We start from the raw sequence: 12,578 nt of genomic DNA on the forward strand, positions 1-12,578 counted from the left end.
GAGATTTTACCGCAGACCCATGAAACATTTGTGCAAGTTGCAATGATTCGGTTAATGCTGAGAAGACTGGCTTAATTGATTCGTTTAATACTTTCCAAACATCCTCTCAGGGTTATGGCTTTATAGTCGGTTGGGTCAATGGTTGTATCTTCATCGACTGTAGCACCATTGCGATCGCCATATACAGAATAACTACCTGTATAAATAATTTGTTTAAGATTAGTTAAGGACGGTAAAATTGATACTAAAGTCTTAGCTGTTTCTAGATAAGTTTCTTCATATAAATCTGCGCCTTTTGCACCCACACTCAACAGCACAATATCTTGATGTTGTAAAACTGATTTGAGTGTTGCTGCATCATTACCTTGAACAACTACAACTTTTTGCGCTACAGCTTGCAGTGTCGGGATGCGTTCTGGTGTGGTGGTAGTAGCAGTGACAACAAAAGTCATTTTTTGCTGCCAATACTGAGCAGCAGCATAACCAACATAACCACAACCAATGATGGCAATATTCATCGAGATTTTAAAGTCAGAAGTCCAAAGTTAATATAACAGGGAATGGGAAGTGAGTGAGTTAGGACTTACGCACAAAGATTATCTGTGGAGATTGGGTGTAAGGATTTTGAATCAGTACACCCCTATACTCCTGAACCCCTACACCCACCCGACACCCCAGCCCCCTTGCACCCCTGCGGCCTTCATGATAAGTCTTTAACCGGAAACGATATAAATCTTAATTAACCATGAGTATGGCCATCTGGCATAATTGCGCCAGTTAAGTTAGCACCGATTAATTTTACTAGCAAGCGATCGCCAGAACGCATTCTTGCCCCTGTTAAGTCCGCGCCTCGTAAGTCAGCACCGCTAAAATCTGCGCCAATTAAGTTAGCATTGCGTAGATTTGCTTCTCTGAGGTCTGCTAAAAGTAAGTTAGCCCTAAATAAATTTGCCTCAGATAAATTCGCGCCTCGGAGAATAACTTTGTGCATAAAAGTATCACTGAGGTCAGCACCAGTTAAATTGGCATAACTTAAGTTGCGTCCGGATAAATCTTTATTGCTCAAATTTGCTCGGCTAAAATCTTTACCGCTTAAATCTGAATTTGCCTTTGGTGGCGGCGAAGTGGGCTGCGGTGGAGATGGTTTTTTTGGTTGAGGTGGCTGGTAAAAGTGCGAGTCAGGGTGAGGGTGTGAATGGCTATGAGAGTGTGAATGGCTATGAGAATGTGAGTGGCCATTGTGCTTACCATTTAACGAACGCAACTTTTCTCGCGCTTCGTTAATTGCTTTGAGCTTTTCTTGAGCTTTTTGTTGTAAGCGGATATTATCTTTGGGAAGGCGATCGGGATGCCACACAAAGACCAAATCTTTGTAAGCTTGGTTCACTTCTTCCAGTGTTGCACCAGGCTCTAATTCCAAAATTCGATAATACCGCTCTATTTCATTCATAGAAGGTTTGCAAAAGTTAAAATTCAACAAAAAAATAAGGAGTAGGGATTAGGGAGTAAACAATAGGAAAATCCTCAAAAATCATTATTAAATTGAGGATAGTTGAAGCGTTGCCCCTTGTCTTCTGATTTTAGGCTGTAAGAGGATAGGGCTGTAAGGTGTAGGTAATCATCCAATTTTTCTGGATTCTAAAGGTTGTAATCACTCTTGAGTGAGAAATTTAATCTTTACCTTGGCTTTCTCCTCTTAACTATCTTCCCACTTCTCCATTTCGCCATCTATTTAATGCTCTAAGATAAGCTGCAACAGGAATTTGATAAACCTCAACAATAATCCACAAAATAATAGATAAATGTGACAAAAAAGTTAGTATCGTCCAAATGTATGGTATCCAGGTGAGGGGAGAATGAAGGGTTGGCGGAAAATAAAAAGCAACAATACCAATTAAAGTAGTAGGAAAAAGGATAAAAGCGATCGCTGCAACTCCATAACCCCAGCCTAATTCCACACCTTCTAATTGGGCTTCTGTCCAACTAAAGCCATTCCAACGCCAAACTAGAGGCGGTTGACGCGAGGGCATTTTAATCTGCTGTTGTTCGATGTTAACTGTAAAAATCTCTTGGCAAAAATCACAAGCCATCGTTTCCATCAATGGCATATGATAAATCTTACCTACTCGACAGACTGGGCAAGGGTAAACTCCGTGATAGTCAAAAGGCTTGTTGAAGATTTTAGAACTGGGCATAATAAAACTGAATTTTGAGCAAAAGTGTATCTTGTTTGTGCAGAATTGGTTAACCAAGCTTGTAAAGGTATGAAGGGAACTACTGCACCTCTTAACGCCCTTACGCCCATTTTTCAGTAACCAACAGCAACAAATCTCCATTCCCAGAGTTGTAATGAGTCTATCGCTTTTTTGAGTCTTGTGGTGTATGAAGGACTTGACGCTAGCTATTGCTTTTGTTATGTTGTGCTTAACAAAGGCATACATTAGTTTTTTATCTTAACGAAGCATAAATGTTCAGCAGCAATTACTACTTTTATTTTTGGCGTAAGGCGGTTCACCGGGAGTGAGTCAAGTTTCCTAATGGAGACCGCCCAGTGAACCGCAGAAGCCCACTCTGCGGTTTTTGTTTTTTAGGAGTATTGAGCATGATTACTTATTTACAAAACTGGTTTTACGGCTTTTACTTTTGGCCCAGATCAAATTCCGGGTAAATAGCGTCATGCCAATTAGTCAGAACGCGCCCGGAACTTAAAGTTTCCGGGCTTTTTTTTCAAACTTCCAACTTCATACTTTCGGAGAATCAAACCATGATTAACGCTAAACTTGCCGCCCAATCTCATCCTGACCACCAAACAATTGTTAAACTTTCGGAAACAGTCGCCTTCGGTGGCGAAGAATTAGTGATTATTGGCGGCCCTTGTACAGTAGAAAGCTTAGAACAAATGGAAACAGTTGCTCAAAAATTAGCAGCTGCACCTGTAAAAGCCTTACGCGGTGGCGTTTATAAACCCCGCACCTCACCTTACGCTTTCCAGGGAATGGCCGAAGCCGGATTAGAAGTTTTAGCTAGAGTGCGATCGCTCTACAATATTCCTGTAGTCACTGAAGTCATGTCCATCTCTCAAATTGAAACTGTTGCCGCCCATGCGGATATGCTGCAAGTTGGTAGCCGCAATATGCAAAACTTCGACTTGCTCAAAGCTTTAGGACAAGCTAATAAACCAATCTTGCTCAAACGTGGTTTAGCTGCCACCATTGAAGAATTCGTCATGGCTGCTGAATACATTCTTAGTCACGGTAATCCTAACGTAGTGCTGTGCGAAAGAGGTATCCGCAGCTTTGATAATTACACCCGCAACGTCTTAGACTTAGGCGCAGTTGCAGCCCTCAAGCAAATCACGCATTTACCTGTGCTTGTAGATCCTTCTCATGCCGTCGGTAAACGCGAACTAGTAGCACCTGTCGCCAAAGCGGCTGTCGCTTGTGGTGCAGATGGCTTAATTATTGAGTGTCACCCAGAACCCGAAAAATCCGTTTCTGATGCCCGTCAAGCATTATCTTTAGAAGATATGGTGAACTTAGTAGAAACTTTAAAGCCTGTAGCCGCAGCAGTAGGACGAAAAATATCAGATACAACAGGGGTGGGTGTAGAACCTGCCCCTATTTGTTACGCAGCTTAAATTTAAACGCACCACAGAAAACGCAGAGAACACGGAGAAATTATTCTCTTTGCGCCTCTGCGTGAAACAAAACTCATCTTGAAATCAATGCTAAATTAAGGCTGGACTGAGAGAAAATCCGTTTTACGAAGAAGTCCCAATGGTACAGACTCCATCTAAACCCATAACTTTAGAAGAATTCCTCAAACTACCAGAAACTAAACCAAGCTTAGAATACATTGATGGTCAAATTATCCAAAAACCTATGCCACAGGGTAAACATAGTGCAATTCAAGGAGAATTTGTCCCTGTTATCAATGCTATAGTCAAGCCGAAACGCATCGCTCGCGCTTTTCCTGAGTTACGGTGTACATTTGGTGGTCGTTCAACTGTACCAGACATTGCAGTTTTTACTTGGGAGCGAATTCCCCGTGATGAGAATGGGGAAGTAGCTAATACTTTTCATCTTGCGCCAGACTGGACAATTGAAATTTTGTCACCTGATCAAAATCAAACAAAAGTTACAAAAAATATTCTTCATTGCTTAAAGCATGGTACTCAAATGGGTTGGTTAATTGACCCTGATGAGCAAACAGTGTTTGTTTATCAACCCAAGCAAGAAACCACAGTATTTGATGAGCCAGACGCACTTATACCTACACCATCTTTTGTCAGTGAACTTCAGCTGAGTGTAAGAGATTTGTTTGCTTGGTTATTAGAGTAACAGTGTTAGGGCTTACGCAATAAAATTTTTCAGTTTTCATGCCTCAAAATATTCTGTCGTCAGGACAAAAACTTGTGTCGTTAGGACACAAACTTCTGTCGTTAGCACACAAACTTTTGTTGTAAGAACACAAACTTCTGTCGTTAGGACAAAAACTTCTGTCGTTACGAATGAATATAAAACAATACAGTTCAGGCAACAACTTAGACTGGTGTAGGTTGGGTGGAGGAACGGAACCCAACATTTTCATAGCTTTGTTGGGTTACGCTATCGCTACACCCAACCTACTATTCTCTTAACTTCTGTCGTTACGAATGAATCAGGACTTACGCACAAGCTACGGAAAATCGAACCACAGAGGCGCAGAGTTCACGGAGAAATGAGAGTTTGAGAGATATTTTGCGTAAGTCCTATGAATATAAAACAATACAGTTCAGTTCAGGCAACAACTTAGACTGGTGTAGGTTGGGTGGAGGAACGGAACCCAACATTTTCATAGCTTTGTTGGGTTACGCTATCGCTACACCCAACCTACTATTCTCTTAACTTCTGTCGTTACGAATGAATATAAAATACTGTCTTTATTGATCAGTGCGATCGCCTAACAGCAAATTTTTCCAGTAAACTTCAAAATACAACGCCGCGATAAATTTCCGCCATTGGTAAATCAACCCCGATTGACTGTAAAGAAATAGAACCCTCTAAACCTTTAAAATCACTCAGCAACCACCCTTGAGTTTGCTTAGTATAGCGTTCAACAAAAGGTTCATCTTGTTCTACTAGTAAATATTCGCTAAAACTGGGAATAGAACGATACATGCGAAATTTATGTTGTCGGTCATAATCTTCGGTGGTAGGCGATAAGACTTCAACAATTACTGTAGGATTTAATACCTCGTCTAACCGTTCTGCATTTAATTGTGGTTCGCCGTCAAAAACCATTACATCTGGATACACACCCCGCCGATATTCAGGAATCCACAGACGCAAATCGCTGTTAATTGGCTCAAATTGAGTATCGCGCAGCAAAAACTTGAAAAAGGCAAAAATATTGCCACTTATACGGCTGTGTTTGAGCGTTCCTCCGGGCATTGGCACAATTTCTCCATCTCGGTATTCGCTGCGTCCTTCCGCTTTTTCTTCAATGGCGCGATATTCATCTAAAGTGTAGCGGTGCTTAATTGTCGATACCATAGTTTGTTAGCGATCGCCTTGGCTCTAGAATCCCAAAACTATTTTGTCATAGAAAATTTCACTCTGGACATCTCTAAATATTTGTCCAAATTTATCAATTTAATCACCACTTTTATATTGATGATTAATATTGGGAATCAAAACTCCATGTTTAGGACTAAAGAGTAAAGCCAAAATAAATAATGCAGAAACTACCAAAACAATTGCCGGGCCAGAAGGCAAATTATAAAAGTAGCTCAGATACATTCCGCTAATACTGGAAAATACGCCAATAACTGCACCTACAATCATGACTTCGTGTAAGCGTTTTACTAATAAATAAGCTGTCGCACCTGGTGTAATTAATAGTGATAATACTAAAATCACACCGACGGCTTTCATACTAGCGACAATTGTTAAAGCAATTAGTAGCATTAATCCAAAGTTAAGGCGATTGACTGGTAAACCCGCAGCTTGCGCGCCTAAAGGGTCGAATGTATAAAATAAAAGTTCTTTGTAAATTAAAATCACAACTACTAAAACAATTGCGGCAATGATGGCTGTATCTCGCACTTCTTCAACAGTTACACCAAGAATATTGCCGAACAAAAAATGATTTAAGTCGATTTTGTTATCTTTTTGAACAACTGTAATTAAGGTGATACCTAAAGCGAAAAATGCAGAAAAAACTATGCCCATTGCGGCATCTTCTTTAATCGGCGATCGCGTCCTAATCCAAGCGATCGCCATTGTACTCACAACCCCGGCGATAAATGCACCAACAAATATATTTGCGCCGATCATAAAAGCGATGGCGAGTCCTGGTAAAACAGAATGACTAATAGCATCACCAAGCAGTGCTAGCCGTTGCACCATTAAGTAGCTGCCTACAACGGCACACAACAAACCAACTAAAATTGCAATCACAAGCGATCGCTGCATAAAGCCATATTGTAATGGCTCGATTAGTGCTTCTAGCATAGATTATTTAACGAACCACAGAGAACACAGAGAGTTTTAAGCAGCATCGGAGAAGTATATAACTTTACCCCCGTAAGCCAGATGTAAGTTTTGTTCGGTGAGGACTTGTTGTCGGGAACCTGTGGCGACTAATTCGCGGTTGAGTAAAATCAAGTCATCAAAATGGGTGATGGATTCGCCTAAGTCATGGTTAACGACTAGGACGATTTTGTTTTCGGCGGCGAGTTCGTGAAAGACTTCAAAAATTACTGATTGGGTTTTTTGATCGATACCTACCAAGGGTTCATCAAAACAAAAGATATCTGCTTGCTGCGTCAATGCACGGGCTAAAAAGACTCGTTGTTGCTGTCCTCCTGATAATTGTCCTATGGGGCGATCGCAAAATTCACTCATCCCGACTCTTTTGAGTGCGCTGTTGGCGATTTGGCGACTCACACCAGAAAAGCTACGCAACCAGCCTGTTTTCTTGACTCGTCCCATCATGACTACATCCCAAACTGTAGCGGGATAAGTCCAATCTATTTGGCTACGTTGTGGTACATAAGCAACTTTTGACCGTTGCTGCATCAATGTTTGGTTTTGGTACATTACCACACCACTACTAATAGGAACCAAACCCAACATTGCTTTCATCAATGTACTTTTGCCAGCACCATTCGGGCCAAAAATCCCCGTTAATCTTCCTGGTTTAATTACACAGTTAATATCCCGCAATGCTTCTTGGGTTCGGTAATGCACGCCTAAATGGGCAATCGAAATGGCAGCAACAGATTCCATATCAGTAGCTTTGATCAAGGGAGTAGTAAGTTCTTTAGCTTTTTTCGGTGATTGGTTCAATTTGGAGTAAAAAGAAGCATTTTCCATAACAGTGTTTTCATATTTATTACTTGAGCTTACTATAAAAATGAGAAAAATATGAAAAAATCTATAATAAGCAGTAATACAACAGATAAATGAATCTAATACTTGAGAAAGAGAAGGCTGGCTTCTGTGACAAACTAACAATCCGAAGACAGAACAAATTGAGTTTTCGCTCAGTTACTCAGCTTTGTTTGGCAATGCTTTTGCCATTGGCATTATTTAGTTGTACGCCAAATAATGCCAACTCTAAAACTACCCAAGGAAATGAAAAGCCTTTGGTAGTTGCTACGAGTACAGTCATTGCTGACTTAGCCCAAGAAGTAGGCGGCGACGAAATTCAACTCCAAGGAATTCTTCAACCTGGTGCTGATCCCCATGTTTATGAACCAGTCCCAGCCGATAGCAGATTTTTAGAAAAAGCAGACTTAATTTTGTATAACGGTTACAACTTAGAACCAGGATTAATTAAACTCATGAATGCTGCTGGGAATGGGCGTAAATTAGCTGTTGGCGAAGTGGTTAAACCGTTGCAATTAGACAAAGGTAAAGGTGAAATTGTCCCAGATCCTCATATTTGGGGTAGTGCGGAAAATGCTGCTGCAATGGTAAATGCCATTCGGGATGGGTTAACAGAATTATCCCCAGAAGATAAGGAAAAATTTGCTCAAAATGCAGCCCAACTAACAAGCGAGTTAAAACAGCTACATACTTGGATTAATCAACAAATTCAAACTATTCCGCCCGATAAACGGCAATTAGTAACAACCCATGATGCTTTTCAATATTATGGGCGTGCTTATCAAATAGCGATCGCAGGTACTTTAATCGGCATTAGCACCGAAGAACAACCAAGCGCGCAAACTGTCCAAAAACTAGTAGAATCGGTGAAAAAAACTGGTGTTCCGGCAATTTTTGCTGAAACTACAATTAATCCCACATTAATTAAAACTGTTGCCCAAGAAGCAGGCGTACAATTAGCACCGCGTCAACTCTATTCTGATTCAATCGGGGCTAAAGGTAGCGATGGTGAATCATATATCAAAATGATGGAAGCTAATACTCGCACGATTGTAGAAGCTCTGGGTGGTAAATATACGCCATTTAAACCAGGTCATAAGTAACTTGGCGATCGCTAAACATTGAACATTATTGTTTCAGCAAAACCAGATTGATTATTTCTCAAGCATGAGGTGATTGATAAACTTAATAGCTAATATATAACTTCGGGTATGTAACCTGTACTTAGATAAGAAACTCTCTCTAGAGAAAGAACTTTTCATGGCTTGAATTTTATAAATTAAGTTAGTCAATACATAAACTTAATTTTTGCAATAGCCATGACTAAAGAACAAGAAAATCAAAATAATCAAATCGAAAATAATCAAACAGAAATTGAACAGCCTGTAAGCAAGGATTGGCATTCACGCGAAGAACCAACCGCTAAAGAAAGAAACTTGACAGCAAACCCAGGCGATAGAATTTCTGATCAACCTGAATCTGTAGAAGAAAAAGCTAAACAAGTTGCTGTCGATTCTCCAGATATCACAGGCGATCATATTAAAGTTCCAACTTACTTTGTTGTAGATGAACCTAATGGTGAGAAAAAAGCATTACACCATGTAAAAGATGCAGAAGAAATTTCTGATGTCATCCGTCAAGCTAGAGTTGACGAGAATGGTAATCGGATTTGGTGGTAGTATTTCAGGCTGTTTCATCAATAGAGACGTGAGCGATCGCGTCTCTATATTTTTAATTTCCTTTGATAAAATAAGAAATTGTCGATAAATTTTGGATGCGTAGATTGAGTATTCTTCAATCAGTCGCAGGTCTTTATCCTCAAATAATTGATTCTGAATTCTTCTTGATACAATAGCACTGCATATCAATTGAAGTAAAAATGCAACAATGATGCCCTCAATTCAAAAACAAGTTTTTAGTAATCACAGCTATAACTATTTATTATTCTTGCCCAATAACGATGTAGTCACCGAGCAGATTCTACCAACAATCATATTTTTACATGGTTCTGGTGAACGAGGTTCAAACTTAGAGGATGTCAAAAGACACGGCATTGCTAAAGTTGTGGAAGAACAGCCAGACTTTCCCTTTATAGCTATTTCACCCCAATGTCCAACAGGTAAATTCTGGTTAGTCAATAAGTTGAGTGTGTTATTAGATGAAGCTTTGGCCAATTATCCCATTGATAGCGATCGCATTTACCTCACAGGTTTAAGCATGGGTGGTTATGGAGCATGGCATTGGGGCGCAACTGAATCACACAGATTTGCAGCGATCGCACCTATTTGTGGTGGTGGTGAACCAGAAGAAGCCCGTAGCTTAAAAAATATTCCCGTTTGGGCATTTCATGGTGCAAAAGATAAAATCGTCCCCTTAAATGAGTCAGAAGATATGGTTGCTGCACTCAAAGCTTGTGGCGGAAACGTCAAGTTTACAGTCTATCCCGAAGCTGAACACGATTCATGGACGCAGACATATCACAATCCAGAATTATATGAATGGTTTTTACAGCATCAGCGACGAGTTATCCGTTAGCAATTATTTATAAAGTAAAAATAAAATTCTTTTAGAGTGTGTTAAGCACATATTTTTGAAATTATTTGTCATAAAAAACTATCAAATTTAATGCACCATATAAAACAATACAGTTCAGTTAAGGCAACAACTTAGACTGGTGTAGGTTGGGTGGAGGAACGGAACCCAACATTCACGCATACTTTGTTGGGTTCCGCTATCGCTACACCAAACCTACTATTCTCTTAACTGAAACGTATTGCCATATAAAAAATTAGTAGTGCGTGATAGCAAGCTACAACATACTTTAATTAAGATTTACTGCCGCTCTTGCTTGCTCAAGAGATTGATTATTTTGTTATTTGTAAGTTTCTTATACACACATATCTTGCACGAGGGCGACTGAAGTCGCGGCTACACAGACAAAACCCGCACTTCGACAAGCTCAGTGACCGCCTGCGCGGGTTCCAAACCCGTGATATTGCGTTAGTCCGCGTGGTGCGCCAAGCGCAGCGCAAGCGCGATAGGCGGACTTCGTTTGTATAGCCGCGAATTCCATTCGCTGGGGCTAGGTGCAAGATGTGAATACACTTGTAATACGCATTTTTATGTGAACTAGAAAATTTCTTTATGTCATTGTGCCACTAAAATTTAGCTGCCTAAATAACATCAATTATTTAGCTAATATTGTTGATACTCGAAAAAATACGGAGATGATAATACTTGATAAGCTGATATTTTCTCTAGAATTTCATAGGATATTTTTCCAACATTAATTAAATAAAAACTAGATTAGTAAGACAGTTATCTTGTCCCGCTAAATCTATGCCAAAAAAATATAAAACAGCATTTGTACTAATGCCGTTATCTCTAGCAACAGTTGTTATAGGTAGTTTAATAGAACCTGCTATGGCTGTTAACTTGGGAGTAGCACAAGATTATAATGTCTTTGTGTTTGGAGACATGAATCAAAGTTCAGACTCCGAAGGTCGTGTAGCTGTTGGTGGTAATGCCACATTTACTAATTTTGGCATTGCTGATCGTCTAAGTAATTCTAATGGTACAGATACTAGACTGGTAGTAGGTGGCGACTTAACTTACAACGGTGGTCAAATTTTTGGAGGTAATGCTGTTGTAGGTGGTACAGTCAAAACTTCTGTTAATTTTAACTGTTCTCCTAACTGTGGTGTGAATTCAGGCAAGCCCATTAATTTTGATGCAGCAAAGCAAGAATTGACTTATCTTTCTGAGTCTTTAGCTGGATTAAGTTCTACAGGCACTACAGAATATAAATGGAATGGAATTTATCTGCAAGGCAATAATAGTGACTTGAATATATTCACTATTGACGGTTCACAATTTTCTAAAAGTAGTTATCTTAACCTTTCTGATGTCGGCACTAATTCCACAATAGTTTTTAATATTTTAGGCAACAGTGTAGATATCAGTAACTTTGGCTTGAACCTAAATAACGTTAACAAATCAAATATATTGTTTAACTTTGTTGATGCAACTCAAGTCAAAACTACTGGTTTTTCTTTTTTAGGAAGTGTATTGGCGACTAAAGCTAACGTCCAATTTAATAACGGTAATGTAGAAGGAACTCTAGTTGCTGCTTCTTTGTCTGGCAGTGGAGAGTTTCACAATAAGTCATTTACTGGTAACTTGCCTAGCATACCTAAGCCACAACCTCAACCAACTAATCAACCTTCACCAAACCCACAACCGCCAACTAATACAACTCCAGTTCCCCCATCCTCACCAAATCCACAACCACCAACACCATCGCAACCTACTCCCCAAGTGCCTGTGTCAACTACAGTTCCAGAACCAAGTACCGTGATGGGTTTATTGTTTTTGGTTGGTTTATTTGGTGTTTATCGCAGTAAAAAATTATTGCCTCAATCAGCTATTGCTAATGAAAAAATTTAGTACTAGTTAGCTAAATTTACTGGCTTTTCCAACAATCATTAATAATCAAAACCCGCCGCAGAGTGTCAGGCGGGTTTTTGATAGGATATGAATATTAATATTTTATAGTTTGCCATGAATATATATCAAACAAATTGGTCACAAGAAAGCTATATCAAAGCTTATAAATTTGCGGCGAGTGCCCATCAAGACCAAAAAATTCCTGGTTCAGAAATACCATACATTATGCATTTAAGTTTTGTCAGTATGGAGGTAATTGCCGCCTTAAATTTAGAACCAACAGCTGACGGTGACTTAGCAGTTCAGTGTGCAGTTTTACATGACACTATAGAAGATACTCAGACAACTTTTGAGCAAATCAAGGCTGAGTTTAGTGCAGATGTAGCTAAAGGTGTACTTGCATTAACTAAAGACAATAATCTGCCTAAAAATCTCCAAATGAGCGATAGTTTAAGCCGGATAAAACAACAGCCGCGAGAAATTTGGATGGTTAAATTAGCAGATAGAATCAGTAATTTACAAACACCGCCTCATTACTGGCAACAAGAAAAAATTACCCAATATCGAGAAGAAGCAATCCAGATTTATGAAACATTGAAAGATGCTAGCCCATTTCTTGCGGCTAGATTAGTTAGTAAAATCGAAGATTATCATAGGTTTTTAGTTTAACTTAAATATATTATTTTAAATATTAAAATTCTCAGTTTTATAGACTTAATCAAATAATTTATCCACCTTTTCATACAGCTTATTTGGCTG

12 protein-coding genes and 1 pseudogene are annotated in these 12,578 nt (G+C 39.4%); 7 read left to right on the top strand and 6 right to left on the bottom strand.

The features are described from left to right. Positions 1 to 116: 116 nt before the first annotated feature. The 3 genes and pseudogenes from H6G69_RS21725 to H6G69_RS21735 form a co-directional block, all read right to left on the bottom strand. A pseudogene (locus tag H6G69_RS21725) lies at positions 117 to 518 on the bottom strand (NAD(P)H-binding protein); the annotation flags it as partial. Positions 519 to 739: 221 nt separating this feature from the next. Beyond that, positions 740 to 1,450, bottom strand: coding sequence for a pentapeptide repeat-containing protein (locus H6G69_RS21730; protein WP_190691202.1), 711 nt, complete (start codon positions 1,448 to 1,450; stop codon positions 740 to 742). Between the two features lie 250 nt (positions 1,451 to 1,700). Further along, positions 1,701 to 2,195 carry a hypothetical protein gene (locus tag H6G69_RS21735; protein WP_190691203.1) on the bottom strand — a complete coding sequence of 165 codons (495 nt, stop codon included), beginning with the start codon at positions 2,193 to 2,195 and terminating at the stop codon, positions 1,701 to 1,703. 548 nt (positions 2,196 to 2,743) lie between these two features. On the opposite strand from H6G69_RS21735, the gene aroF reads away from it, so the two are divergent. Both aroF and H6G69_RS21745 read left to right on the top strand, forming a co-directional pair. Further along, positions 2,744 to 3,637, top strand: coding sequence for a 3-deoxy-7-phosphoheptulonate synthase (gene aroF / locus H6G69_RS21740; RefSeq protein WP_313951745.1), 894 nt, complete (start codon positions 2,744 to 2,746; stop codon positions 3,635 to 3,637). Positions 3,638 to 3,776: 139 nt separating this feature from the next. Beyond that, positions 3,777 to 4,340 (top strand): Uma2 family endonuclease, encoded by a 564-nt coding sequence (locus H6G69_RS21745; RefSeq protein ID WP_190691205.1) that lies wholly within the window; start codon positions 3,777 to 3,779, stop codon positions 4,338 to 4,340. A 627-nt stretch (positions 4,341 to 4,967) separates the two neighbouring features. Here the strand turns inward: H6G69_RS21745 and H6G69_RS21750 are convergent. From H6G69_RS21750 to H6G69_RS21760, 3 genes are all read right to left on the bottom strand, one after another. Continuing rightward, positions 4,968 to 5,534, bottom strand: a complete 567-nt coding sequence (locus H6G69_RS21750; RefSeq protein WP_190691206.1) for a Uma2 family endonuclease — start codon at positions 5,532 to 5,534, stop codon at positions 4,968 to 4,970. A gap of 99 nt (positions 5,535 to 5,633) precedes the next feature. After that, positions 5,634 to 6,494, bottom strand: coding sequence for a metal ABC transporter permease (locus H6G69_RS21755; protein ID WP_190691207.1), 861 nt, complete (start codon positions 6,492 to 6,494; stop codon positions 5,634 to 5,636). Positions 6,495 to 6,530: 36 nt separating this feature from the next. After that, entirely contained in the window at positions 6,531 to 7,271 is a 741-nt protein-coding gene (locus H6G69_RS21760) for a metal ABC transporter ATP-binding protein (RefSeq protein WP_397326968.1), read from the bottom strand. A 281-nt stretch (positions 7,272 to 7,552) separates the two neighbouring features. Here H6G69_RS21760 and H6G69_RS21765 point away from each other — a divergent pair, with 281 nt between their 5' ends. The 5 genes from H6G69_RS21765 to H6G69_RS21785 all read left to right on the top strand — a co-directional run bounded on the left by H6G69_RS21765 (position 7,553) and on the right by H6G69_RS21785 (position 12,488). Then, positions 7,553 to 8,476 (top strand): metal ABC transporter substrate-binding protein, encoded by a 924-nt coding sequence (locus H6G69_RS21765; RefSeq protein WP_242072137.1) that lies wholly within the window; start codon positions 7,553 to 7,555, stop codon positions 8,474 to 8,476. 216 nt (positions 8,477 to 8,692) lie between these two features. Continuing rightward, positions 8,693 to 9,052, top strand: a complete 360-nt coding sequence (locus H6G69_RS21770) for a hypothetical protein (RefSeq protein WP_190691210.1) — start codon at positions 8,693 to 8,695, stop codon at positions 9,050 to 9,052. 208 nt (positions 9,053 to 9,260) lie between these two features. Then, a complete protein-coding gene (locus H6G69_RS21775) occupies positions 9,261 to 9,908 on the top strand; it encodes a prolyl oligopeptidase family serine peptidase (protein ID WP_242072138.1) in 648 nt (215 codons plus the stop codon). 837 nt (positions 9,909 to 10,745) lie between these two features. Next, positions 10,746 to 11,819 (top strand): choice-of-anchor A family protein, encoded by a 1,074-nt coding sequence (locus H6G69_RS21780; protein WP_242072139.1) that lies wholly within the window; start codon positions 10,746 to 10,748, stop codon positions 11,817 to 11,819. 114 nt (positions 11,820 to 11,933) lie between these two features. Next, complete coding sequence (locus tag H6G69_RS21785) at positions 11,934 to 12,488, top strand: HD domain-containing protein (protein ID WP_190691212.1); 555 nt, start codon at positions 11,934 to 11,936, stop codon at positions 12,486 to 12,488. Positions 12,489 to 12,578 lie beyond the last annotated feature (90 nt).

The organism is Nostoc sp. FACHB-110 (assembly GCF_014697425.1).
GTDB lineage: Bacteria > Cyanobacteriota > Cyanobacteriia > Cyanobacteriales > Nostocaceae > Nostoc_B.

Coding starts and splice junctions, on each gene's coding strand:
- H6G69_RS21730 (WP_190691202.1), bottom strand. CDS start 1,450: ATGAATGAAATAGAGCGGTATTATCGAATTTTGGAATTAGAGCCTGGT.
- H6G69_RS21735 (WP_190691203.1), bottom strand. CDS start 2,195: ATGCCCAGTTCTAAAATCTTCAACAAGCCTTTTGACTATCACGGAGTT.
- H6G69_RS21745 (WP_190691205.1), top strand. CDS start 3,777: ATGGTACAGACTCCATCTAAACCCATAACTTTAGAAGAATTCCTCAAA.
- H6G69_RS21750 (WP_190691206.1), bottom strand. CDS start 5,534: ATGGTATCGACAATTAAGCACCGCTACACTTTAGATGAATATCGCGCC.
- H6G69_RS21755 (WP_190691207.1), bottom strand. CDS start 6,494: ATGCTAGAAGCACTAATCGAGCCATTACAATATGGCTTTATGCAGCGA.
- H6G69_RS21760 (WP_397326968.1), bottom strand. CDS start 7,271: ATGGAATCTGTTGCTGCCATTTCGATTGCCCATTTAGGCGTGCATTAC.
- H6G69_RS21765 (WP_242072137.1), top strand. CDS start 7,553: ATGCTTTTGCCATTGGCATTATTTAGTTGTACGCCAAATAATGCCAAC.
- H6G69_RS21770 (WP_190691210.1), top strand. CDS start 8,693: ATGACTAAAGAACAAGAAAATCAAAATAATCAAATCGAAAATAATCAA.
- H6G69_RS21775 (WP_242072138.1), top strand. CDS start 9,261: ATGATGCCCTCAATTCAAAAACAAGTTTTTAGTAATCACAGCTATAAC.
- H6G69_RS21780 (WP_242072139.1), top strand. CDS start 10,746: ATGCCGTTATCTCTAGCAACAGTTGTTATAGGTAGTTTAATAGAACCT.
- H6G69_RS21785 (WP_190691212.1), top strand. CDS start 11,934: ATGAATATATATCAAACAAATTGGTCACAAGAAAGCTATATCAAAGCT.